General features: G+C 62.4%; 11 protein-coding genes and 2 pseudogenes. 9 read left to right on the top strand and 4 right to left on the bottom strand.

Annotated elements, in window-relative coordinates; translation table 11 throughout:
* The first annotated feature begins 214 nt into the window (after positions 1 to 214).
* Positions 215 to 967: a thioesterase II family protein gene (locus GJU48_RS16335; RefSeq protein ID WP_094950786.1), complete on the top strand. Its 753-nt coding sequence runs from the start codon at positions 215 to 217 to the stop codon at positions 965 to 967.
* A gap of 51 nt (positions 968 to 1,018) precedes the next feature.
* A complete protein-coding gene (locus GJU48_RS16330) occupies positions 1,019 to 13,915 on the top strand; it encodes a non-ribosomal peptide synthetase (RefSeq protein ID WP_094950787.1) in 12,897 nt (4,298 codons plus the stop codon).
* A gap of 95 nt (positions 13,916 to 14,010) precedes the next feature.
* On the opposite strand, the pseudogene GJU48_RS24945 reads toward GJU48_RS16330, so the two are convergent.
* A pseudogene (locus GJU48_RS24945) lies at positions 14,011 to 14,157 on the bottom strand (IS5/IS1182 family transposase); the annotation flags it as partial.
* A 736-nt stretch (positions 14,158 to 14,893) separates the two neighbouring features.
* Here GJU48_RS24945 and GJU48_RS16325 point away from each other — a divergent pair.
* Both GJU48_RS16325 and GJU48_RS16320 read left to right on the top strand, forming a co-directional pair.
* Positions 14,894 to 15,529 (top strand): lytic polysaccharide monooxygenase auxiliary activity family 9 protein, encoded by a 636-nt coding sequence (locus GJU48_RS16325; RefSeq protein WP_094950788.1) that lies wholly within the window; start codon positions 14,894 to 14,896, stop codon positions 15,527 to 15,529.
* Between the two features lie 40 nt (positions 15,530 to 15,569).
* Positions 15,570 to 16,568 (top strand): annotated as a pseudogene (locus tag GJU48_RS16320) (chitinase); the annotation flags it as partial.
* A 267-nt stretch (positions 16,569 to 16,835) separates the two neighbouring features.
* Here GJU48_RS16320 and dsbG read toward each other — a convergent pair.
* From dsbG to dsbD, 3 genes are read right to left on the bottom strand one after another with little or no spacing between them, the layout of a single operon-like run.
* The gene (gene dsbG, locus GJU48_RS16315; RefSeq protein WP_094950790.1) at positions 16,836 to 17,597 is read right to left on the bottom strand and encodes a thiol:disulfide interchange protein DsbG; all 762 of its coding nucleotides are present in this window, start codon (positions 17,595 to 17,597) and stop codon (positions 16,836 to 16,838) included.
* Positions 17,573 to 18,418: a TlpA disulfide reductase family protein gene (locus GJU48_RS16310; protein ID WP_094950791.1), complete on the bottom strand. Its 846-nt coding sequence runs from the start codon at positions 18,416 to 18,418 to the stop codon at positions 17,573 to 17,575. The genes dsbG and GJU48_RS16310 overlap by 25 nt, the downstream gene beginning before the upstream one ends.
* Entirely contained in the window at positions 18,418 to 20,151 is a 1,734-nt protein-coding gene (dsbD, locus tag GJU48_RS16305) for a protein-disulfide reductase DsbD (RefSeq protein WP_155296046.1), read from the bottom strand. The genes GJU48_RS16310 and dsbD overlap by 1 nt, the downstream gene beginning before the upstream one ends.
* Before the next feature lie 176 nt (positions 20,152 to 20,327).
* Here dsbD and GJU48_RS16300 point away from each other — a divergent pair, with 176 nt between their 5' ends.
* From GJU48_RS16300 to GJU48_RS16280, 5 genes are all read left to right on the top strand, one after another.
* Entirely contained in the window at positions 20,328 to 21,023 is a 696-nt protein-coding gene (locus GJU48_RS16300) for a response regulator (protein WP_094950793.1), read from the top strand.
* Positions 21,023 to 22,342, top strand: coding sequence for an ATP-binding protein (locus GJU48_RS16295; protein ID WP_094950794.1), 1,320 nt, complete (start codon positions 21,023 to 21,025; stop codon positions 22,340 to 22,342). Before GJU48_RS16300 ends, GJU48_RS16295 begins: the two co-directional genes overlap by 1 nt.
* A 124-nt stretch (positions 22,343 to 22,466) precedes the next feature.
* Positions 22,467 to 23,234: an N-acetylmuramoyl-L-alanine amidase gene (locus GJU48_RS16290; RefSeq protein WP_094950795.1), complete on the top strand. Its 768-nt coding sequence runs from the start codon at positions 22,467 to 22,469 to the stop codon at positions 23,232 to 23,234.
* A 188-nt stretch (positions 23,235 to 23,422) separates the two neighbouring features.
* Entirely contained in the window at positions 23,423 to 24,835 is a 1,413-nt protein-coding gene (locus GJU48_RS16285; RefSeq protein WP_094950796.1) for an aspartate aminotransferase family protein, read from the top strand.
* 83 nt (positions 24,836 to 24,918) lie between these two features.
* Positions 24,919 to 25,143, top strand: coding sequence for an MbtH family protein (locus GJU48_RS16280; RefSeq protein ID WP_028617283.1), 225 nt, complete (start codon positions 24,919 to 24,921; stop codon positions 25,141 to 25,143).
* Positions 25,144 to 25,145: the final 2 nt, after the last annotated feature.

Here is a 25,145-nt window from a genome sequence, read left to right as displayed (position 1 = left end):
AATGATTGTCAAATGAGAAGGCGAACTAATCTTATGCCTGTTTGGAAGGTGTGAACCGCGTCTCGCTCCTCTCCCGCGACTAATTATTTGCCCGCTCCGTCCGTTCTCATGGGTGACAGGTCCGTTAACAAACGGCCAAGGATCAGCGCCCGCAGGAGGACGACATGGGTTTGTATCGTGCATACAGCGTGTTTTTGTTTGGAGACCTAAATTGATGAGTGCCTCCACGCGACTGCGCCTGTTTTGCCTGCCCTATTCGGGGGCCAGCGCCATGGTTTATGCGCGTTGGCGCCGGGCTTTGCCGGATTGGTTGCACGTGTGCCCGCTGGAGTTGCCGGGGCGTGGCATGCGCATGGATGAACCGTTGCAGCGCGATATCAAGGCCTTGGCAGCGCAGCTTGCGGATGAGATCAGCCGTGACCTGAGCGACCCCTATGCTCTGTTCGGCCACAGCCTCGGCGGCTTGCTGGCATTTGAGCTGGCCCACGCACTGAATGAGCGCGGCGTGCCTGCGCCACTGGCGTTATTCGCCTCTGGCACCGCCGGCCCGGCGCGCCGTGATGTGAGCGAATACGCCATCGCAAAGACCGACCAACAACTGATCGCCCGCCTGCGCGAACTGCAGGGCACCGCCGAAGAAGCCCTGGCCAACCCCGAGCTGATGCAGTTGATGCTGCCGATTCTGCGCGCCGACTTCCTGCTCTGCGGCAGCTTCACCTACGGCCAGCGCGAGCCGCTGGGTATGCCGATCCATGTGTTCGGCGGCAAGCAAGACAGCGTGCGCGCCGAGCAGTTGCTCGACTGGCAGGCCGACACCGCCAGCGGCTTTTCCCTGGACATGTTTGATGGTCACCACTTCTTCCTCGTGCAGCACGAAAGTGCCGTGCTGCGCTGCCTGCGGCGCTATGCCGACGAACACCTGGCGCGCTGGCGCAATGGCGCGGCGCGGCCACTGGCCGCCGGCTAAGCGCTCTCTAATTCTCGATTTTCCCGTAAGCCGATTTCAGGCAGGAACCCCATGATGGACGCCTTCGAACTTCCCCGCACATTGGTCCAGTCCCTTCAACGTCGTGCCGCGCAGACCCCGGATCAGGTAGCCCTGCGCTTCCTCGCCGAGTCGGCCGAGCACAGCGTCGTGCTCAGTTACCGTGACTTGGACCAACGCGCCCGCACCATCGCCGCCGCCTTGCAGGCCAACGCGGCGTTGGGCGACCGCGCGGTGCTGTTGTTCCCCAGCGGCCCGGACTACGTCGCGGCGTTCTTTGGTTGCCTGTACGCCGGGGTCATCGCGGTGCCGGCTTATCCGCCCGAATCCACGCGTCGGCATCACCAGGAGCGCCTGCTGTCGATCATCGCCGATGCCGAACCGCGCCTGCTGCTGACCATCGCCAGCCTCGGCGGCGGCCTGTCACAGATCGACAACGCACCGCCGGTGCTGAGCGTCGACACCCTGGATGCGCAGATCGCCGACGGCTGGGTCGAACCCGAACTACACGCCGACGACATCGCCTTCCTGCAATACACCTCCGGCTCCACCGCATTGCCCAAAGGTGTGCAAGTCAGCCACGGCAACCTGGTGGCCAACGAAGTGCTGATCCGTCGCGGCTTCGGCATCGACCTCAACCCGGATGACGTGATCGTCAGCTGGCTGCCGCTGTACCACGACATGGGCCTGATCGGCGGCCTGCTGCAACCGATCTTCAGCGGCGTGCCGTGTGTGTTGATGTCGCCGGCTTACTTCCTCGGCCGGCCATTGCGCTGGCTCGAAGCGATCAGCGAATACGGCGGCACCATCAGCGGGGGGCCGGATTTCGCTTATCGCCTGTGCAGCGAGCGGGTCAGCGAATCCGCCCTGGAACGCCTGGACTTGAGCAAGTGGCGCGTGGCGTATTCGGGCTCCGAACCGATCCGCCTCGACACCCTGGAACGCTTCGCCGAGAAGTTCGCAGCCTGCGGGTTCACCTCGAACAATTTTTTCGCCTCCTACGGCTTAGCCGAGGCCACCCTGTTTGTCGCCGGCGGCACCCGTGGCCACGGCATCCCGGCCTTGCGCCTGGACGAACAAGCGCTGGCGGCGAATCGTGCCGAGCCGGGGCAGGGCAGCGCGATCATGAGCTGCGGCACCTGCCAGCCGGAACACGCGGTGTTGATTGCCGACCCGCACACGTTGAACGAGCTGCCGGATAACCGTGTCGGCGAGCTGTGGGCCACCGGCCCGAGCATCGCCCACGGCTACTGGCGCAACCCTGAGGCCACTGCCAAGACGTTCGTAGAACAGGCCGGCCGCACCTGGCTGCGCACCGGCGACCTGGGTTTTATCCGCGAGGGCGAGGTGTACATCACCGGTCGCCTGAAAGACCTGCTGATCGTGCGCGGCCACAACCTGTATCCCCAGGACATCGAACAGACCATCGAGCGCGAAGTGGAAGTGGTGCGCAAGGGCCGCGTCGCCGCCTTTGCCGTGAATGATCAGGGCCTGGAAGGCATCGGCATCGCCGCCGAAATCAGCCGCAGCGTGCAGAAAATCCTGCCACCCGAAGCGCTGATCAAAGCTATCCGCCAGGCCGTGGCCGAGGCCTATCAACAAGCCCCGAGCGTGGTTGTATTGCTCAACCCCGGCGCCTTGCCCAAGACGTCCAGCGGCAAGGTGCAGCGCTCGGCGTGTGCCCTTCGCCACGCCGACGGCAGCCTCGACAGCTATGCGCAGTTCCCCGACCTGCACGTGCAAGCGAGCGATGCGGCGTTGGAAACCGAACTGCAAAGCCAGATCGCAGCGATCTGGTGCGAGCAGTTGCAGGTCGCAACTGTCGCGGGCGATGACCACTTCTTCCTGCTCGGCGGTAACTCCATCACCGCCACCCAAGTGGTTGCGCGCCTGCGAGAAACCCTGGGCCTGGAGCTGAACCTGCGCATGCTGTTCGAAGCGCCGACGCTTGCGAGCTTTGCCGCAAACGTCGCGCAATTGCAGCAGGACGGCGGCATCGCTCAAGGCGCGATTCATGCCTTGTCGCGCCAAGACGACCTGCCGCAATCCCTGGCACAAAATCGCCTGTGGATCACCTGGCAACTCGACCCGCAGAGCAGCGCCTACACCATCCCCGGCGCCTTGCGCTTGCGCGGTGAGCTGGACGAAGACGCGGTGCGCGCCAGCTTCCAGCGCCTGATCCAGCGCCACGAAGCCCTGCGTACCCGCTTCTACGAGCGCGACGGCCAGGCCTTCCAGCGTGTGGACGCAAGCATCGAATTCGACCTGCACGTCATCGACCTCAGCGACCTGCCCGCCGCCGAGCGTGAAGCGCGCGCGCAACAGATCCGCGAAGACGAAGCGCGCACCCACTTCGACCTGGAAAAAGGCCCGCTGCTGTGGGTGACCCTGGTACGTCTGGACGATGAAGAGCACCAATTGTTGGTCACGCTGCACCACATCATCGCCGACGGTTGGTCGCTGAATATCCTTATCGATGAATTCTCGCGCCTGTACGCTGCCGCGACCCAGGGCCAAACCCTGGCGCTGCCGCCATTGGCCCTGCAATACGCCGACTACGGCAACTGGCAGCGCCAATGGCTGGCAGAAGGCGAAGGCCAGCGGCAATTGGCGTATTGGAAAGCGCAGTTGGGCGAGGAGCATCCAACCCTGAGCCTGGCCACCGACCACCCGCGCTCGGCGCAGCAACGCAACAGCGCCTCGCGCCATAGCGTGCGCCTGGATGCAGGCCTCAGTGCCGCGATTCGCCAGACCGCCCAGGCCAACGAATCCACACCGTTCATGTTGCTGCTGGCGGCGTTCCAAAGCCTGCTCTACCGCTACAGCGGCCAGCGTGATATTCGCATCGGCGTGCCGAATGCCAACCGCCCGCGCCAGGAAACCCAAGGCCTGGTCGGCTTCTTCATCAACACCTTGGTGCTGCGCGCCGAGCTGGATGGGCGACTGCCGTTCAACCAGCTGTTGGCTGCAACCCGCCAAACGGCGTTGGGTGCCCAGGCCCATCAGGACCTGCCGTTCGAACAACTGCTGGAAGCCTTCCCGCAAGCCCGTGAACAAGGCCTGTTCCAGGTCATGTTCAACCACCAGCAGCGCGACTTGAGTGCCTTGCGCCGCCTGCCGGGGATGCTCGCCGATGAGCTGGCGTGGCACAGCCGCGAGGCCAAGTTCGACCTGCAACTGCACAGCGAAGAAGACCGCAACGGGCGCCTGAGCCTGTCGTTCGACTACGCCGATGAATTGTTCGACAGTGCAACCATTCAGCGTCTCGCCGAGCACTTCATCAACCTGCTGCACGCCGTCTGCGAGCAACCGCAACAGGCCATCGGCGACCTGAAGCTGATGCAAACCGACGAGCAGCAGCCGTGGAGCGAAGCGCCGTGCGTGCCCGCGCAGCAGTGGTTGCCCGAGTTACTTAACCGGCACACCTCGGACAGCACCGCACTGGTCTGGCAGGGCGCCAGCCTGACCTTCGCTCAACTGCACACCCAGGCCAACCGCCTGGCCCATTACCTGCGTGACAAAGGCGTCGGCCCGGATGTGTGCGTGGCCATCGCCGCCGAGCGTTCGCCGCAACTGTTGATCGGCTTGCTTGCGATCATCAAGGCCGGTGGCGCCTACGTGCCGCTGGACCCGGATTACCCCGCCGACCGCCTGGCCTACATGCTTCAGGACAGCGGCGTACACCTGCTGCTGACCCAAACCTCGCTGCTGGAGCTGTTACCGGCCACCGAAGGCGTGTGCGTGATCGCGATGGACAGCCTGCACCTCGACAGTTGGCCGACCCAGGCGCCGGGTCTGCACTTGCACGGCGATAACCTCGCCTACGTGATCTACACCTCCGGCTCCACTGGCCAGCCCAAAGGCGTGGGCAATACCCATGCGGCACTGGCCGAGCGCTTGCAGTGGATGCAGGCCACGTATCAACTCAACGAAACCGATGTGCTGATGCAAAAGGCGCCGATCAGTTTCGACGTGTCGGTGTGGGAATGCTTCTGGCCGCTGATCACCGGTTGCCGGTTGGTGCTGGCCGGCCCCGGCGAGCATCGCGACCCGCACCGCATCGCGCAGTTGGTGCAGGAGCACGGCGTGACTACCTTGCACTTTGTGCCGCCGCTGTTGCAGCTGTTTATCGATGAGCCGTTGGTGGCCGAATGCACCAGCCTGCGCCGCCTGTTCTCCGGCGGCGAAGCCTTGCCCACCGAGTTGCGCAACCGCGTATTGGCACGCCTGCCGGCAGTGCAACTGCACAACCGTTATGGCCCGACCGAAACCGCGATCAACGTCACCCATTGGCAATGCAACGCCGAGGATGGCGAGCGCTCGCCGATTGGCCGGCCGCTGGGCAATGTGACCTGCCGTGTGCTGGACGAACACCTCAACCCACTGCCCGCCGGTGTGCCGGGCGAACTGTGCATCGGCGGCATCGGCCTGGCGCGTGGTTACCTCGGCCGCGCCGGGCTGACCGCCGAACGTTTTGTCGCCGACCCACTGGGCGAGGCGGGCGCACGCCTGTATCGCACCGGTGACCGTGTGCGCTGGAGCGCTGACGGCGTGCTCGAATACCTCGGCCGCCTTGATCAGCAGGTCAAACTGCGTGGCTTTCGTGTGGAACCGGAAGAAATCGAAGCGCGCCTGCTGGCCATGGACGGCATCGCCCAGGCCGTGGTGCTGGTGCGTGAGCAGCAGTTGATCGGTTACTACACCGCCGGTACCGAGTTGGACGAACAAGCGGTAAAAACCGCCTTGGCCGCCGAGCTGCCGGAGTACATGGTGCCCGCGCAACTGATGCGCCTGGACGCCATGCCCCTGAGCCCCAGCGGCAAACTCGACCGTCGCGCATTGCCCGAACCGGTGTGGCAAACCCGTGAACACATCGAACCCGAAACGCCGTTGCAGCATCAGATTGCGGCGATCTGGCGCGAAGTCCTCGGCCTGCCACGCATTGGCTTGAGCGACGACTTCTTCGCCCTCGGCGGCCACTCGTTGCTGGCCACGCAAATCATCTCGCGCACCCGCCAGGCCTGCGACGTCGAGTTGCCATTGCGCACCTTGTTCGAAGCCAGCGAGTTGGGCGCGTTTGCCGAGCAAGTCGGGCTGATCCAAGCCTCGGGCCAGCGCAACCAGCAAACCGCCATCGCCAAAGTCGACCGCAGCGCGCCGGTGCCGCTGTCCTATTCGCAGCAGCGCATGTGGTTCCTCTGGCAGATGGAACCGGACAGCCCGGCCTACAACGTCGGCGGCATGGCGCGCCTGCGCGGCGTGCTGGATGTGGGGCGTTTCGAGGCCGCGTTGCAAGCCTTGATCATGCGCCACGAAACCCTGCGTACAACGTTCCCGAGCGTCGACGGCGTGGCTTATCAAAAGGTCGCGCCGCAAACCGGCCTGCGCATGGACTGGCAGGATTTCTCGGCGCTGAACGACACCGAGCGCCAGCGGCGTCTGCAACAGCTTGCCGACCACGAAGCCCACACGCCCTTCAACCTGGAAACCGGGCCACTGCTGCGCGCATGCCTGGTCAAGGCCGGCGAGCAGGAACACTACCTGGTGCTGACCCTGCACCATATCGTCACCGAAGGTTGGGCGATGGACATCTTCGCGCGTGAACTCAGCGCGCTGTACGAAGCCTTTATCGACGAGCGCGACTCGCCGCTGGCGCCGTTGCCGGTGCAGTACCTCGACTACAGCGTGTGGCAGCGCCAGTGGCTTGAGTCTGGTGAGCGTCAGCGCCAACTCGACTACTGGATCGCACAGCTTGGGCATGAGCATCCACTGCTCGAACTGCCCGGCGATCGCCCACGCCCGCCGGTGCAAAGCCATCAGGGCGAGCTGTACCGCTTCGACCTGAGCGATGAACTGGCCGCCCGCGTGCGCGCCTTCAATGCCGAGCGTGGCTTGACCCTGTTCATGACCATGACCGCCACCCTGGCCGTGTTGCTCTACCGTTATAGCGGCCAGACCGATCTGCGCATCGGCGCGCCGGTGGCCAACCGGATTCGCCCGGAAAGCGAAGGGCTGATCGGCGCCTTCCTCAACACCCAGGTGCTGCGTTGCCAGCTCAATGGGCAGATGAAAGTGGGGGAGTTATTCGAGCACGTGCGCCACACCGTGATTGAAGGCCAGTCCCACCAGGACCTGCCGTTCGACCACGTGGTGGAAGCCCTGCAACCCCCGCGCAGCGCGGCGTACAACCCGCTGTTCCAGGTGATGTGCAACGTGCAGCGCTGGGAATTCCAGCAGAGCCGCCAACTGGCCGGCATGACTGTCGAGTACCTGGCCAACGATGCACGTGCAACCAAGTTCGACCTCAACCTGGAAGTCACCGACCTCGACCATCGCCTGGGTTGCTGCCTAACCTACAGCACCGACCTGTTTGACGAACCGCGCATTGCGCGCATGGCCGAGCATTGGCGCAACCTGCTGGAGGCGTTGATCGCCAACCCGCAACAGCGCCTCAGCGAACTGCCGCTGCTGACGGCGACCGAGCAGCGTGCGCTGCAAAACAGTTTGGGTGTCGAGGCCGGTGAGCATCGCCTCGATCAGTGCATCCATCCGCTGTTCAGCCAGCAGGCGAATAATCGTCCCGATGCGCCTGCGCTGACCTTCGCCGGTGAGACGCTGACCTACCGCGAACTGGACGCCCGCGCCAACCGCCTGGCCTGGATGCTGCGCGAGCGCGGCGTCGGCCCTCAAGTACGTGTTGGCCTGGCGCTGCCGCGTTCTTTGGAAATGGTGATTGGCCTGTTGGCGATCCTCAAAGCCGGCGGTGCCTATGTGCCGCTGGACCCGGAATACCCGCTGGACCGCTTGCACTACATGATCGAAGACAGCGGCATCGGCCTGCTGCTCAGTGACGCGGCGATGTTTGAAGCGCTCGGTGAACTGCCGGCGACGGTGGCGTGTTGGTGCCTGGAAGATGACCTTGCGGTGCTCGCCAATTACCCGGCCAACGAGCTGCCCTTCATCAACCTGCCGCAACACCAGGCGTACCTGATCTACACCTCCGGCTCCACCGGCAAGCCCAAAGGCGTGGTGGTGTCCCACGGTGAAATCGCCATGCATTGCCAGGCGGTGATCGAGCGTTTCGGCATGCGCCCGGATGACTGCGAACTGCACTTTTATTCCATCAACTTCGACGCCGCCACCGAGCGTTTGCTGGTGCCGCTGCTCAGCGGTGCGCAGGTGGTTCTACGAGCCCAGGGCCAGTGGGATGCCGAAGAAATCTGCGCGCTGATCCGCACCCATCGCATCAATATTCTGGGCTTTACCCCAAGCTACGGCAGCCAGTTGGCGCAATGGCTGGCGACCCAGCACCAGACCTTGCCGGTGCGCATGTGCATCACCGGCGGTGAGGCGCTGACCGGCGAACACTTGCAGCGTATCCGCGCGGCGTTCAACCCCGAGGTGTTTTTCAACGCCTACGGCCCGACCGAAACCGTGGTCATGCCGCTGGCCAGCCTGGCGCCGGAGCAGTTGGAAGAGGGCGCCGCCAGCGTGCCGATCGGCAGCATCATCGGCGCGCGTGTGGCCTACATTCTCGACGCCGACCTGGCGCTGGTGCCGCAAGGCGCGACCGGCGAGTTGTATGTAGGCGGGGCCGGTCTGGCGCAGGGTTACCACCAGCGCCCGGGCATGACCGCGGAGCGCTTTGTCGCCGACCCGTTTGCCACGAAGGGTGGGCGTTTGTACCGCACCGGCGACCTGGTGCGCCAACGCGTCGATGGCCTGGTGGAGTACCTGGGCCGTGTCGACCATCAAGTGAAGATTCGCGGTTTCCGTATTGAGCTGGGCGAAATCGAAACCCGCCTGCTGGAACACCCAGCGGTGCGCGAAGCGGTGGTGCTGGCGTTGGAATCACCCAGCGGCAAACAGCTGGTGGCCTATCTGGTCAGCGACGCCGACCACGGCACCCTGCGCGAGGCGCTGAAGGCACACCTCAAGGCGCAACTGCCGGACTACATGGTGCCCGCGCACTTGATCGTGCTGGACAGCATGCCGCTGACCGCCAACGGCAAGCTCGACCGTCGTGCCTTACCGCAGCCGGACCCGGAGGCGAATCGCCAACAATACGTGGCGCCACGCAATGAGCTGGAGCACACCCTGGCCGCGATCTGGTGCGCCGTATTGAACGTGCAGCAAGTCGGCCTGGACGATAATTTCTTTGAACTGGGCGGCGACTCAATCCTGTCGATCCAAGTAGTCAGCCGCGCGCGGCAAGCTGGAATTCACTTCAGCCCGCGCGATTTATTCCAGCACCAGACCGTGCAAACCCTGGCTGGCGTGGCCACGCGTTCCGAGCAGGTTACCGCCGAGCAAGGCGTGCTGACTGGCAGCTCAGGGCTTACGCCGATTCAGCATTGGTTCTTCGATACCGAGATGCCTAATCGTCAGCACTGGAACCAGGCGTTGCTGCTAAAACCGCTGCAACTGCTCGAACCTCATCGCCTGGAGCAAGCGCTGTTGGCGGTGCTGGAGCACCACGACGCCCTGCGCTTGAGCTTCACCCCGCGCGACGCCCAATGGCACGCCGAGCATTTGGCCGTGCCGCAAGGCGGCGTACTGATGCAGGCGCAAGTGCGCGATATGCAGCAGTGCAGCGCGCTGTTCACCGACACCCAACGCAGCCTCGACCTTGAACACGGCCCGCTGCTACGCGCGTTGCTGGTGGACGGCCCGCAAGGTCAGCAACGCCTGCTGATCGCGATTCATCACCTGGTGGTGGATGGCGTGTCGTGGCGCGTGTTGCTGGAAGACCTGCAAACGGTTTACCGCCAGTTGAGCGATGGTCAGTCCGTGAGCCTGCCGGCCAAGACCAGCGCCTTGCGCGATTGGGCTGCGCGCTTGCAGGCTTATGCGAGCAGCGAATCCCTGCGCGAAGAGTTGGCTGTGTGGCAAGACCAGTTGGCCGGCCCGCAGGTGGTATTGCCGGTGGATCGCCCGAACGGCGCGCGGCGCAATCGCGATGCCGACACCGTCAGCGTGCGCCTGGATGCCGAACACACCCGCCAGTTGTTGCAACAGGCGCCAAGCGCCTACCGCACCCAGGTCAACGACCTGCTGCTGACGGCCTTGGCCCGCGTGCTGTGCCGCTGGAGTGGGCACGATTCAGCGCTGATTCAGCTGGAAGGCCATGGTCGTGAAACCTTGTTTGATGACATCGACCTGACCCGCAGCGTCGGCTGGTTCACCAGTGCTTATCCGCTGCGTCTTACACCGCAAGCAGAGCAGGGCGCGTCGATCAAGGCGATCAAGGAGCAACTGCGCGGCGTGCCGCACAAAGGCTTGGGCTACGGCGTGCTGCGTTACCTGGCGGACGATCTGTGCCAGCAGACCATGGCCGCCCTGCCAAGCGCCGACCTCACCTTCAACTACCTCGGCCAATTCGACCAGAGCTTCGGCGCCGATGCGCTGTTCCATCCATTGGATGAGTCGGCCGGCCTGGCCCATGACCCGGATGCGCCGCTGCCCAACGCGTTGAGCGTCGACAGCCAAGTGTATGGCGGTGAATTGGTGCTGCGCTGGACCTTCAGCCGCGAGCGCCATGATCAGCAGACCATTAGCGAGCTGGCCGATGCCTACCTCGCCGAACTGCAAAGCCTGATTGCCCACTGCCTCAAGGACGATGCCGGCGGCCTCACGCCTTCCGACTTCCCGCTGGCCCACCTGAGCCAAGCACAACTCGACAGCCTGCCGATTGCGGCCGGCACCATCGAAGACGTCTACCCGCTGACGCCGATGCAGGAAGGCTTGTTGCTGCACACCCTGTTGGAACCGGGCACCGGCCTTTACTACATGCAGGACCGTTACCGCATCCACAGCGCGCTGGACCCCGAGCGTTTCGCCCAGGCCTGGCAGGCGGTGATCGCCCGTCACGAAGCCTTGCGTGCGTCGTTCTGCTGGAACGTCGGCGAAGACATGCTGCAAGTGATCCACAAACCGGGCAGCACGCCGATTGAGTACCTGGACTGGAGCGCCGATCCGGAAAGTGAACAGGAGCCGCGTCTGCAAGCGCTGCTCAAGGCCGAGCGTGAAGCCGGTTTCGATCTGCTCAACCAAGCGCCGTTCCACCTGCGCCTGATCCGCGTCGGCGAAGCGCGCTACTGGTTCTTGATGAGCAACCACCACATCCTCATTGATGCCTGGTGCCGTTCGCTGCTGATGAATGACTTCTTTGATATCTACATGGCCCTGAGCGAAGGTCGCGAAGCGCAACTGGCCACGCCGCCGCGCTACCGCGACTACATCGCCTGGCTGCAACGCCAGAACCTCGCCGAAGCGCGCCAGTGGTGGCAGCAGAACTTGCAAGGTTTCGAGCGCACCACGCCGATCCCGAGCGACCGGCCGTTTCTGCGTGAACACGCAGGTCACAGCGGCGGCATGGTGGTGGGCGACTGCTACACCCGCCTGGATGCCCGCGACGGTGCGCAACTGCGTGAATTGGCGCAGGCCCATCAACTGACCGTCAACACCTTCGCCCAAGCGGCCTGGGCGTTGGTGCTGCGTCGCTTGAGCGGGGAGCGTGACGTGTTGTTTGGCGTCACTGTGGCCGGGCGCCCGGTGGAAATGCCCGAGATGCAACGCACCGTCGGCCTGTTCATCAACAGCATTGCGCTGCGGGTGAAACTGCCTGAAGACGATCAGCACTGCAGCGTACGCCAGTGGTTGAGTGGCTTGCTCGACAGCAACATGCAGCTGCGCGAGTACGAATACCTGCCACTGGTGACTATTCAGGAACACAGCGAGTTGCCCAAGGGCCAGCCGCTGTTCGACAGCCTGTTCGTGTTCGAGAACGCGCCGGTGGAAGTCTCGGTGCTGGACCGCGCGCAACGCCTGAACGCCACCTCGGATTCCGGCCGCACCCACACCAACTTCCCGCTGACCGCGGTGTGCTACCCGGGCGATGACCTCGGTTTGCACCTGTCCTACGACCAGCGTTACTTCGACGAAACCACCGTGCAAGGCATGCTCGGTGAGTTTAAGCGGCTGTTGCTGGCGTTGGTGCAGGGCTTCCATGGCGACATGGCCGACCTGCCGCTGATCGGCGAGCAAGAGCGTGAATTCCTGTTGGACGGCTGCAACCAGAGTGAGCACGCCTACCCATTGGAGCGCAGCTACGTCGAGCTGTTTGAAGCGCAGGTGGCCGAGCATCCGCAGCGCATCGCCGCCAGTTGCCTTGACCAGCAATGGACCTATGACGAGTTGAACCGGCGCAGCAACGGCCTGGGTTACGCGCTGATTGCGGCGGGTGTCGGCCTGGATCAACCGGTGGCGTTGCTGGCCGAGCGCAACCTGGATCTGCTGGGCATGATCATCGGCAGCTTCAAGGCCGGCGCCGGTTACTTGCCGCTGGATCCGGGCCTGCCAAGCCAGCGCCTGAGCCGCATTATTGACCTGAGCCGCACGCCGTTGCTGGTGTGCACTGAAGCGTGCCGCGAGCAGGCGATTGAGTTGTTGGAAGGCACCGACTGCCAGTTACTGGTGTGGGAGGAAGTGCCGGGCCGTGGGGAAAATCCAGGGATCTACAGCGGCCCGGACAACCTTGCCTACGTGATCTACACCTCGGGTTCTACCGGCCTGCCCAAAGGCGTGATGGTCGAACAGCGCGGCATGCTCAATAACCAATTGAGCAAGGTGCCGTACCTGGACCTGAGCCCGGCGGATGTAATCGCCCAGACGGCTTCGCAGAGCTTCGATATTTCCGTGTGGCAATTCCTCGCCGCGCCGCTGTTCGGCGCGCGGGTGGATATCGTGCCGAACACTATTGCGCATGATCCGCAGGGTTTGCTGGCGCATGTGCAGGCCCAAGGCATAACCGTGCTGGAGAGCGTACCGTCGCTGATCCAGGGCATGCTCGCCCAGGAGCGCATGAGCCTGGACGGCCTGCGCTGGATGTTGCCGACGGGCGAAGCGATGCCGCCGGAGCTGGCACACCAATGGTTGCTGCGTTATCCAGAAATTGGTTTGGTCAACGCGTACGGCCCGGCGGAATGTTCGGACGACGTGGCGTTCTTCCGTGTCGACCTGGCGTCTACCCGTGGCACTTATCTGCCGATTGGTACGCCGACCGACAACAACCGGTTGTACGTGCTCGATGGCGCACTGGAGTTGGTGCCACAAGGTGCTGTGGGTGAGTTGTGCGTGGCGGGTACCGGTGTGGGCCGTGGTTACGTCAGCGATCCGCTGCGTACAGCGCAGGTGTTTGTGCCCAACCCGTTCGGCGAGCCGGGCGAGCGTCTCTACCGCACCGGCGACCTGGCACGTCGGCGCAGCGATGGCGTGTTGGAATATGTGGGCCGTATCGATCATCAGGTGAAGATTCGCGGCTACCGCATCGAGCTGGGTGAAATCGAAGCGCGCCTGCATGAACAGCCCCAGGTGCGTGACGCGGCGGTGGGGGTGCAGGAAGGCGTCAACGGCAAGCATCTGGTGGGTTACTTGGTGGCGGCGGACGACGTGTTGAACCCAAGTGATCGCCTCGACCGCATCAAGCAACGCCTGCGCGCTGAACTGCCGGAATACATGGTGCCGCTGCACTGGTTATGGCTCGAGCGCCTGCCGCTGAACGCCAACGGCAAACTCGACCGCAAGGCCCTGCCAGCCCTGGAGATCGGCCAGTTGCATAGCCAGGACTACCTGGCACCGCGCAACGAGCTGGAAACCACCTTGGCTGCCATTTGGGCTGAGGTGCTCAAGGTTGAGCGAGTAGGCGTGCAGGACAACTTCTTCGAGTTGGGCGGGCACTCGTTGCTGGCCACGCAGATTGCCTCCCGCGTGCAGAAAAACCTGCAGCGAGATGTACCGTTGCGGGCGATGTTTGAGTGCAGCACGGTGGCGGAGTTGGCCGAGTACATCGAGGGGTTGGCGGCGAATGAAATCAGCGCCGAGAAGGTGGATCGGTTGAGTGATTTGATGGCGGAGTTGGAGGGGCTTTAAGCAAACGTGGAACAACTGGCGGTGAGCGTGCTGTTAGTCGAAACGCAAACGACTTTCAGCGTTGCTTAACGCAGAATCCACATCGGCGCTGATAGGGCCTTTATTCCAAAGTGGCACGGGTTACCTTTTTGGGTCTGATGCCTCTCAGGATCACGCTGGCCTCCCTCGTTCTTGGTTGAACTGGGAGCATGAATAATCGTGGCATCGACGAGGGTGCCCTGGCGCGGGGACAGATCTTTTTCCTGTCAGTAACCGTTGAAGTCGCGAGCCGCVGCATAGGTATCGACACAACGTTGAAAGGCCGCCACATCCCCGCGAAAGCGGTGGGTCAGTCAACATCAATGTTTGCTGAGCCGACGCCTTCGCGGGCAAGCCCGATCCCACATTGATGAGTTCAGCTTCAGAGATCAGGCTGGCTGTCAGGCCGCCTCAGCTTTGCTTTTGATCTGCTTTTGAGCTTGATCTGAGGCGCCCCGTTAACCTTGCCTTTCAAAAGTGAGCCGCCGTAAGGGCGGAACCCATAGCAGCCGTGATCCAAATAACGGATATGTACCCAGCGCCCCCGTCAACCACAGTCTACCGTAAGTCGCAGAAGCCCATCGGGCTCATGCGTGGCTCGGGCCAGGTGGTGAGGGTGGCTTTCAGCACATCTGATTGATTGAGAACGCTCCCTAGAAATTCTTTCTCGCCGCCAGGCCAATGCCTCATCACGTGCAGAGGGCCATCACTTACGAACGGGCTAAGGCGATTTGCGAGAGACGCTGTGTCTATTTGCGCCTTGAATTGTAGGAAATTGACCCCTGGTAGCGTAGGTTATTGCCATTATACTGTTTTTATATACAGTGTTTGCGGGTCTATCGTCTCATGAGAAGAAAATGAGTGAAAAACGGGCCTGTGGAAAAAAAAAGCAACTCCGTTAGTTTGAGGTTCTCTCCTTAAGGAAAGGAGAGTTCTTAATCAATATCAATGGAGTAACAAATGAACAAACCACAAACCCAGACACCTCTTCGCCATGGTCGTGTCACGTCCCCTTCCAGCCGTGGCGCAGTCGCCGTGGATCTCGGCCTGCTGGCTACCTGGCAGGTCAATGAAATGGAAGGCGGCAAGAACTTTCCGGCACTGATTGCCGGTCCGTTCCCGGCGCCTTATCAAACCGACACTGACAGCGTCACTCCACCAGCCGACGGCTTCATCCTCAGCGGCGGCAAGACCGATGCCCGTGACTGCATCAACTTCACCAACGAGGAAATGGCCAAGAAACTCAGCCGCGACTTCACCTGGCCGCTGCTCAATGTCGACCCGGGTCAGACCTTCAAGGTCACCTGGGAATACACCGCGCCGCACACCACCCGTGGCTATCGCTGGCTGATCACCAAGGATGGCTGGGATCCGAAACAGCGCATCACCCGCGCACAACTGGAAACCCAGCCGTTCGCCGAAGACTTCTATACCCAGGTGCCGTACTTCAGTCATGCAGGTGAACTGAAGGCCAAGGTCAATCACGAAGTGAAACTGCCGGCCAACAAAAAGGGCAAGCATGTGATCGTGTTGATGTGGATCGTCGCCAACACCGGAAACGCCTTCTATCAAGCCTTCGACGTGGACTTCAAATAAGCCCACGCCGTTAAACCCATACGTTCTGAAGGATTAGAACATGTCAAAGATTGACTTCACCTTACTGAAATCGCCGCTGAACGATGTCGCCTCGCTGATGCCGAGCATTGCCGGCAAAAAGATCCTCATGGGCTTCTGGCACAACTGGCCTGCCGGCGCGAGCGACGGCTACCAGCGTGGCCAATTCGCCAATATGAGCCTGGCGGACGTGCCGAGGGATTACAACGTGGTGGCCGTGGCCTTCATGAAAGGCAACGGTATCCCAACGTTCAAGCCGTACAACCTGTCCGACGCCGAGTTCCGCCGCCAGGTGGGCGTGCTAAACAGCCAGGGCAGGGCGGTGCTGATTTCCCTTGGCGGCGCCGATGCGCACATCGAGTTGCATAAAGGCAACGAACAGCCACTGGCCAACGAGATTATCCGCCTGGTGGAAACTTATGGCTTTGATGGCCTGGACATCGATCTTGAACAGAGCGCGATTGATTTCGCCGACAACAAGACTGTCCTGCCCGCCGCGTTGAAACTGGTCAAGGACCATTACGCCGGTGAAGGCAAACACTTCATTATCAGCATGGCGCCGGAGTTTCCTTACCTGACCACCGCCGGCAAATACGTCGGTTACCTCCAGGCGCTGGAAGGCTATTACGACTTCATTGCCCCGCAGTATTACAACCAGGGGGGCGACGGGATCTGGGTGCAGGAGGTCAACAACGGCAACGGTGCCTGGATTGCCCAGAACAACGACGCGATGAAAGAGGATTTCCTGTTTTACCTGACCGAAAGTCTGGTGAGCGGAACGCGAGGGTTTACCAAGATTCCGGCGGACAAGTTCGTCATTGGCCTCCCGGCCAACGTCGACGCAGCCGCCACCGGTTATGTGATCAACCCCGCAGCCGTGACCAATGCATTCAAGCGTTTGTACGACAAAGGGTTGTCGATCAAGGGCCTGATGACATGGTCGGTGAATTGGGATAACGGGATCAGCAAAGACCACGTGCCCTACAACGGGGAATTCAGCCGCCGTTATGGGCCGTTGATCAAAGGCACTCATCTCTCTGGCCTCGGTGAGGATGAGGCGGATCTCGAAGTCGCCAATCGGCAGTAGCGCAAAGAGACATCTGGCAGACGTGCCTGATCTCAAGCCGCTATGTTTATGATCTGATCGTTGGCTTTATGAAACAAAATCCGATGCCTGTTTGGGCATCGGATTTTTTGCGTCAAGCTCAAATCTTCATGCGGTTTTCTATGAATTTGCTTTGCTCGTTTTCTGTTGGGCAAGCCTGAAACAGTCTTAGGGAAACGCCGATTACTTCGGCCCCAGAATCTTCGCCAGCTTGTCCGGCGATGGTGCGCCTTGCTGCTGCTGCAACCCACCCTTGTCATCCAGGTAGAAAATCGCCGGCGTTGCCGACAATTCCAGCTCTTCCATCAACTTCATGTTGGCATCGAGTTTGGCTTCGATATCCGCCGGGATCTTGTCCAGCGCCTGCAATTTGCTGCCTTTGCCGGCGGCTTCGTGTTCTTCCAGGGCTTTTTGCGGGTCTTTGGCGGCGAACAGGGCGGCCGACTTGCCTGGGCTGTCTTCGCGGATGATGCCGACCATGATGTGGCGCAACTGCACCTTGCCGGCTTTTACCCACGGCCGCGCCTGTTCCCAGAACATGTTGCAGTACGGGCAGTTAGGGTCGCTGAACAGGTAGACGGTGCGCGGCGCGTTTTTATCGCCGTCCTGAATCCAGTTGCTGTGTTCCATCTTGGCCCAGACTTCCTTGGCCATCGGCGCGTACACCAGTTTTTCCAGGGGCGCGGTGCTCAGGTCTTTACCGTCGGCGTCGTACAGGTTGCCGGCGATCACGCTTTTGCCGTCGGCGGTCAGGTACAGGGCCATGCCCCGGTTCTGGTACTGCGCGGCGTAGCCGGTGAGGCCGCTGGGGGCATCGAACTTGCCGAGGATCTTGGCGCCTTTGGCTTCGATCTGTTTGATCGGTGCCGGCCAGTCTTCGGCCTGGGCCAGGGTGGCCGCGAGCGTCAGCGGCAGCAGGGTCAGCAGTTGGCGGAGGCGAGGCATGTCGGTTTCCTTTCAGGGGCGGTGTCGAAGGGTTCCATGGCACGGGCCAGGCTGGCTTGGGACAGCTCACCGAGGTGGCTGTTGATCAGGCGCCCGTCGGCTTGGTAGAACAACGTGGTCGGCAAGGCCATGGAACCCACGGCCTGGCCGAGGCGGCCGCTGGCGTCAAACAGCATGTTGTCGAGAGTCAGGCCTTGGGTCGCGAGGTAGGTGCTGACGCTTTGCATGCTTTCGGCCTGGTTGACGAACAGGAAGGTCACGTCGGGGCGTTGTTGCTGTGCGCGTTCCAGCACGGGCATTTCCCGTCGGCACGGCGGGCACCAGGTGGCCCAGAGGTTGATCACCAGCGGGCCGCCTTTGTAATCGGCCAGTTGCACCACGTCGCCATTGGCATTGCGCAAGGTGATATCCGGCAGTTGCGCGCCCTTGTCGTAAAGGCTCAGAGATAAACTGGTCATGCCCCAGAACAGCAGCCCGGTGATCACCCCGGCGCTCAGCGGTTTGCGCAGCGCAGGGCGGCGCCAGCCGTACAGCAGTGCACCGAGCACCAGCGCGATCACGCCGGGCCAGGCGAGAAAACCGCCGTCGCGCAGGTCGACCATTTGCAGCGGGTCGTGGCGGTAGTCGCTCCAATACATCAATACAAAGCTAATGCGCGCCACCAGCATGCCCAGCAGGAACAGGCTGAAAAGCACTGACTCCGGGTTTTCACCGCCGTGCTTGGCCACGCGCCAACCCACCACGGTGGCGAGAATCAGCGCGCTGATCAGCAGGATGTGATTTAGGGCGATGGCGAAGGTGCCGATGGTCAGGGTCAGCATCAGCGCGCGTCCCGGGTCTGTAACCAACGTTGCAGGAAGGCGGTGGCATCCACTTCGCCGGTGATGCGTTGGGCGCGGCGTTCTTCACCGTCCGGGCCGATCCACACGAAGCTCGGTGGCCCCGGCACCTTGTAGCGGCCGAGCAGCTCGCGGCTGGCGGCGTTGTCGGCAGTGACGTCCAGGCGCAGCAGGCGCACATCTTTGAGGGCGTCCATCACTTCGGGTTTGCCGAACACCTGTTTTTCCATGATTTTGCACGACACGCACCAGTCGGCGTAGTAATCCACAAGCACCCATTGGCCCTGAGCCTTGGCGCTGTCGAGTTGGCTTTGCAGCGCGGCCGGGTCGTTGATGGTCATGAAGGCGTCATGGGCACTCGGTGCAGCGCCCACCTGCGAGCCGCTGTAGACCTTCAGCGGTTGCCACAGGTCGTCGCTGCCTCCGGCTGCGCCCACCACCAGCACGGCGCCCCACAGGCCCAGCACCAGGGAACCAGCGCCAAAAACCTTGGCCGCCAAGCCATACTCGCGGGCCAGGCTCCAGCCGCAGTAGGCCATCACCAGCGCCAATGCGCCCCACAGGCCGAGCCACAGGCTTTCGCCGACGACCGGGCGAATCATCAGCACCGCCGTGCCCAAGAACAGGAAGCCGAAAACGCCCTTGAGCACATTCATCCAAGTACCCGGTTTAGGCAGGAAGCGGTTGCCCACGGTCACCAGCAGCAACAACGGAATACCGATGCCGATGCCCATCGCAAACAGGATCAAGCCGCCGTGCAGCGCATTGCCGCTCTGGGCGATATACAGCAGGGCGCCGGCCAGCGGCGCGGTCATGCACGGCCCCACCAACAAACCGGACAGTGCACCGAGAATGCCGGCGCCCACCAAACTGCCGCCGCTTTGCTGGCGGCTGACGTTGTCCAGGCGGTCACGCAGGAAGGTCGGCAGTTGCAGTTCAAAGAAACCAAACATTGGTAGCGCAAGGATTACAAACAGCGCGGCGAAGCTGCCCAGAATCCACGGCGTTTGCAGCAGTGCGGCGAGGTTGCCGCCGAGTAACGCGGCCAATACGCCAAGGGCCGCATACACCAGCGCCATGCACACCACATAGCTGCTGGCCAGGGCAAAACCACGGCGCGGGCTGGCGCCACTGCCGACCACCAGGCCTGCGAGGATTGGCAGCATCGGCAACGAGCACGGGGCAAATGCCAGCAACAGGCCGAGGCCAAAGAATACCAATAGACTCCAACCCAGGCTGCGCTGCTGCAGGCCGCTGGCCAGGCTCTCGTCCTGGGCTTGGGCGCCGCGGGGTGCGGCAACGGCCGGGTTGCCACCCAGGTCCACGGTGGTCGACTGCGGCGGGTAGCACAGCCCCGCATCGGCGCAGCCCTGCCAGCTCAGTTTGACCTGGCCGGTAGCGCCGGCCGGAATCTTCACTTCCAGGCCTTGGCGATACACTTGCTGCTCACCGAAGAACTCGTCGCTATGAGCTTCACCCTGCGGCAATACGGGCTTCTCGGCCAGGCCCTCGAACTTCATGCGCTGCTGGTAGAGGTAATAGCCGTCGGAAATCTGCCAATACAGCTGGGTCTCGCCACTTTCAAGACGCTCGGAGGTAAAGGTGAAAGCTTTGCCCACCGGGAGGAAGTCGGGTTTGGTCTCGAATGGATTGCCCGGCGCGGCCTGGGCGAATCCCGCGAATAACACCAGCAGAAAGGTAAACAAATACCGCATGGACACGCCTTAGTTTGATGCAAGTTAGGCACACAATGTGTGGCGTTGATTAACCGATGATTAACCGGGCGCTATTCTAAAGTGAGGGAATGCCCGAGTGCGCCTGTTTTCACGGCATAATCGGCGCTTAATCCGCCGCACCTTTAATTCTCCCCATCTTTCATGAAGGGTTAACCATGCACGTACTGGTCTGTGAAGACGACGAACTGATCGCCAGCGGCATTGTTGCTGGCCTCGGCGCCCAAGGCTTTACCGTCGAGCGCGTGGCTACGGCCGCTGCCGCGCGGGCGATGCTCAGGGCTGCCACGTTCGACATCATGGTGCTCGACCTCGGTTTGCCCGACGAAGACGGCCTCAAGTTGCTGCAGCAACAGCGCAGCCAAGGCCTGGAAATTCCGGTGCTGATCCTTACCGCGCGCGACTCGGTAACTAATCGCGTCGACGGCCTGCAAGCCGGCGCCGACGACTACCTGCTCAAACCCTTCGACTTGCGCGAGCTTGCTGCACGCCTGCAAACCCTGCTGCGGCGGGTGGCGGGGCGCAGAATCAACTTGATCGAACACGGCCGTCTGGCCTATGACCCCAGCAGCCGCGAAACCTTCCTGGCCGGCGAGCCGGTGGACCTTTCCCGTCGCGAACAAGCGTTGTTGCAGGCACTGCTGCACAACAAGGGCCGGGTGCTGTCCAGCGAACAGCTCAAGGACAGCGTCTACGGCTTCAACGACGAGCTGGAAAGTAACGCCCTCAACGTGCATATCCACCACCTGCGGCGCAAATTGGGCAACGGCATTGTCGAGACCGTGCGTGGCCTCGGTTATCGCCTGGGCGTGGCGGACGGTGGCGTGCTGGATGATGGAGAAAATGCTTCGTGATGAGCCTGCGCCTGCGCCTGACGTTCAAGCTGGGCGCTGCCTTTGTGCTGATTTGGCTGCTGGCGGCAGCCTGGATGCTCAACGACCTGCGCAACCAGATGATGTTTTCCCTCGACCAGCGTCTGGTCGCGTCGGCACGCATGGTGGCGGGTCTGACCGAGCAGATGCCGGGCCTTGCCAGCGTGAGCGGCGGTACGCAGTTGCGCACCGAACAACTGAATGTGCCGGGTGGCATGGCCTGCCAGGTCAGCTCCTTGCGCGGGGAGGTCCTGGCGCGCAGCCATACCACCCCGGATGAAGGCTTGGAGTCGCGCAAGAGCGGCTTTCGCGATCAGGTCATCGACGGCGTGGGCTGGCGCAGTTTCACCCTGTCCCGTGGCGACCTGCTGATCACCACTGCCGATCGCCAAGTGGAGCGTGAGGCGCTGAACCTGTCGATCCTGCTGGCGGCTTCGGTGCCGGTCGGCGTGGCCTTGCTGGGTTGCCTGTGCCTGCTGTGGCTGGGCATCGGCCAGAGCCTGGTGCCGCTGAACCGCATGCGCGATGCGTTGATGCGCCGCAGTGCTGACTCCCTCGAACCCCTGCAGATTCACCCGCTGCCCAGCGAGCTGAAGCCGCTGCTCGACACCCAAAACCAACTGTTGCAACGCATCGCCAAGGCCATCGAGCGTGAGCGCCGGCTCACCGGCGATGCCGCCCATGAGCTGCGCAGCCCGCTGACGGCGATCAAGACCCACCTGCAAGTAGCGCGCATGACCGACGGTGCGGCCCGCGACCAATCCCTGGCTCATGCCGAAGAGGGCGCCGACCGCTTGCACCGCACCCTGGAGCAATTGCTGCTGTTGGCGCGGGTGGAGGGCAGCCTGTCGTTCGACGATGGCTTGCAATCCAGTGCTGAACAAGTCGCACGGCTGGCGATCCAGGACGCCAATGCCGGCGATAACCGGCGTATCGACCTGATCCTGGCGGACAACCTCACGCAAACCCCGGTAGAAATGCCGGTGGCCTTGGCCGTCGCTGCCTTGCGCAACCTGCTGGATAACGCCCTGCGCCACACCCCGGGCGACACGCGCGTGGAGCTGGATGTATTCACCAGCGCCGACACGGTGGTGTTCCGCGTGCGTGACCATGGCAAGCAGATTTCCAGTGATGACCTGCAATACCTGACCCAGCGTTTCTGGCGCAATGGCAGCAGCGAGGGGTGTGGACTGGGCCTGGCGATTGTGCAGGCTATCGTGCAGCGCTGCTCCTGCTCGTTGAAATTCGACAGCCAGCCGGATGGCCTGCGGGTTGACTTGGGCATGCCGCTGCGGCGCTGATCACGTTCTTTTAAGGTGCCAAACAATTACCGCCTTTTTGAAGTTCAGCACTTCAGGATGGCGGTAATTTTTTTGCGCTTGAACGGGCTGAATGACTCGGCCTGTACTGAAAAGGACGGTTCTTATGTTGGTGATCGATAGCAGTTTCCCTTCCAGGGATTTCAATGAACGCATGGGCGAGCCCGTGCGGCAGGTGGTCCTGCATTACACCGCGTCGCCTTTCGCTTCATCCCTGCTTACGCTTACTCAAAATGGCGTCAGCGCTCACTATCTGCTGCCGGACCCTGATGAGCTCGGCTACCGTGCCGCCGGGTATGACGAATTGCGCGTGTTTCGGTTGGTGGACGAGGATAAGCGTGCCTGGCATGCCGGGGTGAGCCATTGGGGTGGTCGGGATAATCTCAATAGCCGGTCGATTGGTGTCGAGATTGTTAATTTGGCGCGGGAGGATGGCGGGGTGTTTACCTTTCCAGCGTACGGCGAGGAGCAGGTTGATGTGTTGATTGCGTTGGTTCGCGACATTCTTGAGCGGTATCCGCAGGTTGAGCCCGTCGACATTGTTGGGCATTCGGATGTGGCGTATTGGCGCAAGAGTGATCCTGGGCCTCGGTTGCCTTGGCGGCGATTGTTCGAGGCTGGGATTGGGGCCTGGTTTGATGAGTCGACGCGGGCCATGTATCAGCGGCGCTTTTGTCTTGGGTTGCCGCCGGAGGTTGAGGTGGAGCGGGCGTTTCAGCGGTATGGGTATAAGCCGGCTTGGAATCGCCAGGCGTTTGAGCTGAGAACGCGGGCGTTTCAGATGCACTTTCGGAGTCGGGATTATGGTGGGGTTTTGGATGGCGAGACGTGTGCGATTTTGTATGCGTTGAATGAGCGGTATCGGGAGCTTTGACTGACGGAATGATCGTTCCCACGCTCGGGGATGACCACGCAGTCCCCGTGGGAACGATCATGCCCCCACTCAAAAAACCACAACAAGCCTAAATCCCCCCACCCCTGGTGCGTCTCCAGAACATGAAATCCGCGCGCACGCGGATCGGCAGTTTGGTCACCCCCACCAGCGTATTGAGGGATCGAGAGATGTCAGTCGCTACCAGCCGTATCGAAGACGGCCCGGTGCACGCCAGCCCGGCACCCGTGGAAACGCTCTACCAGTTCGAAGAAACCCCGTTACTGGCCCGCCAACGCCAGCAGGAGTCCAACGCCCGCAGCTATCCCCGGCGTATCCCCCTGGCGCTCAAGCGCGCTAAGGGCATCTACGTGGAAGACGTCGAAGGCCGAAGCTTCATCGACTGCCTGGCCGGCGCCGGCACTCTGGCGTTGGGCCATAACCACCCAGTGGTGATCGACGCCATCCAGCAGGTACTGAGCGACGAACTGCCACTGCACACCCTCGACCTGACCACACCGGTGAAGGACCAGTTCGTACAAGACCTGTTTGGCCTTTTGCCGATGGAGCTGGCGCGGGAAGCGAAAATCCAGTTCTGCGGCCCCACCGGCACCGATGCGGTCGAAGCCGCGCTGAAGCTGGTGCGCACGGCCACCGGTCGCAGCACGGTGTTGTCGTTCCAGGGCGGTTACCACGGCATGAGCCAAGGCGCGCTGAGCCTGATGGGCAGCCTGGGGCCGAAAAAACCTTTGGGCGCCTTGCTCAGTAATGGCGTGCAATTCCTGCCGTATCCCTACGACTACCGCTGCCCTTTCGGCCTGGGTGGCGCAGAGGGCGTGCGGGTCAACCTGCATTACCTGGAAAACCTGCTCAACGACCCGGAGGCCGGGGTGTTGTTGCCGGCGGCGGTGATTGTCGAAGTGGTGCAGGGCGAGGGCGGCGTGATCCCGGCCGATCTCGACTGGCTGCGTGGCCTGCGCCGTATCACCGAGCAAGCCGGTGTGGCGCTGATCGTCGATGAAATCCAAAGCGGCTTCGGTCGCACCGGCAAGATGTTTGCCTTCGAACACGCGGGCATCATCCCGGATGTAGTGGTGATGTCCAAGGCCATCGGCGGCAGTTTGCCGTTGGCGGTGGTGGTGTACCGCGACTGGCTCGACACCTGGCTGCCGGGCGCGCATGCCGGGACATTCCGGGGCAACCAGATGGCGATGGCGGCGGGGTCGGCGGTGATGCGCTACCTCAAGGAGCACGACCTGGCCGGCCATGCCGCGGCCATGGGCGAGCGCCTCGGCGAGCACCTGCGCATCCTGCAACGCGACTTCCCGCACTTGGGGGATATTCGTGGGCGTGGGCTGATGCTCGGCGTGGAACTGGTGGACCCCAGCGGCACCCTTGATATCCAGGGCCACCCACCGGTGCATCGCCAACTGGCGCCGCTGGTGCAGCGCGAATGCCTCAAGCGCGGCCTGATCCTCGAACTGGGCGGCCGCCATGGGAGTGTGGTGCGCTTCCTGCCGCCGCTGGTGATCACCGCCGCCGAAATCGACCGGGTTGCCGAGATCTTCGGCCGTGCCTTGGCGGCAGCGGTCGCCAGCCTCTAATTTTTCGTACCCTTGGTACGTTTCTACAGATATCAGCGCTGCGCGTGGTGCGCAGCCAGCCTTATTTTTGATGGAGAACAGCAATGACCTCAGTATTTGACCGCGACGACATCCTGTTTCAGGTAGTGGTCAACCACGAAGAACAGTATTCCATCTGGCCCGACTACAAAGCCGTACCGGAAGGCTGGCGCACCGTGGGCAAGAGTGGCATGAAGAAAGAGTGCCTGGCTTACATCGAAGAAGTCTGGACCGACATGCGCCCGCTCAGCCTGCGCCAGAAGATGGATGGCGCAGCGTTGGCTGGCTGACA

It is taken from the genome of Pseudomonas sp. IB20, from assembly GCF_009707325.1.
Classification (GTDB): domain Bacteria; phylum Pseudomonadota; class Gammaproteobacteria; order Pseudomonadales; family Pseudomonadaceae; genus Aquipseudomonas.
The sequence above is the reverse complement of the archived record's forward strand: the minus strand, read 5'-3'. Positions and strand labels throughout refer to the sequence as shown.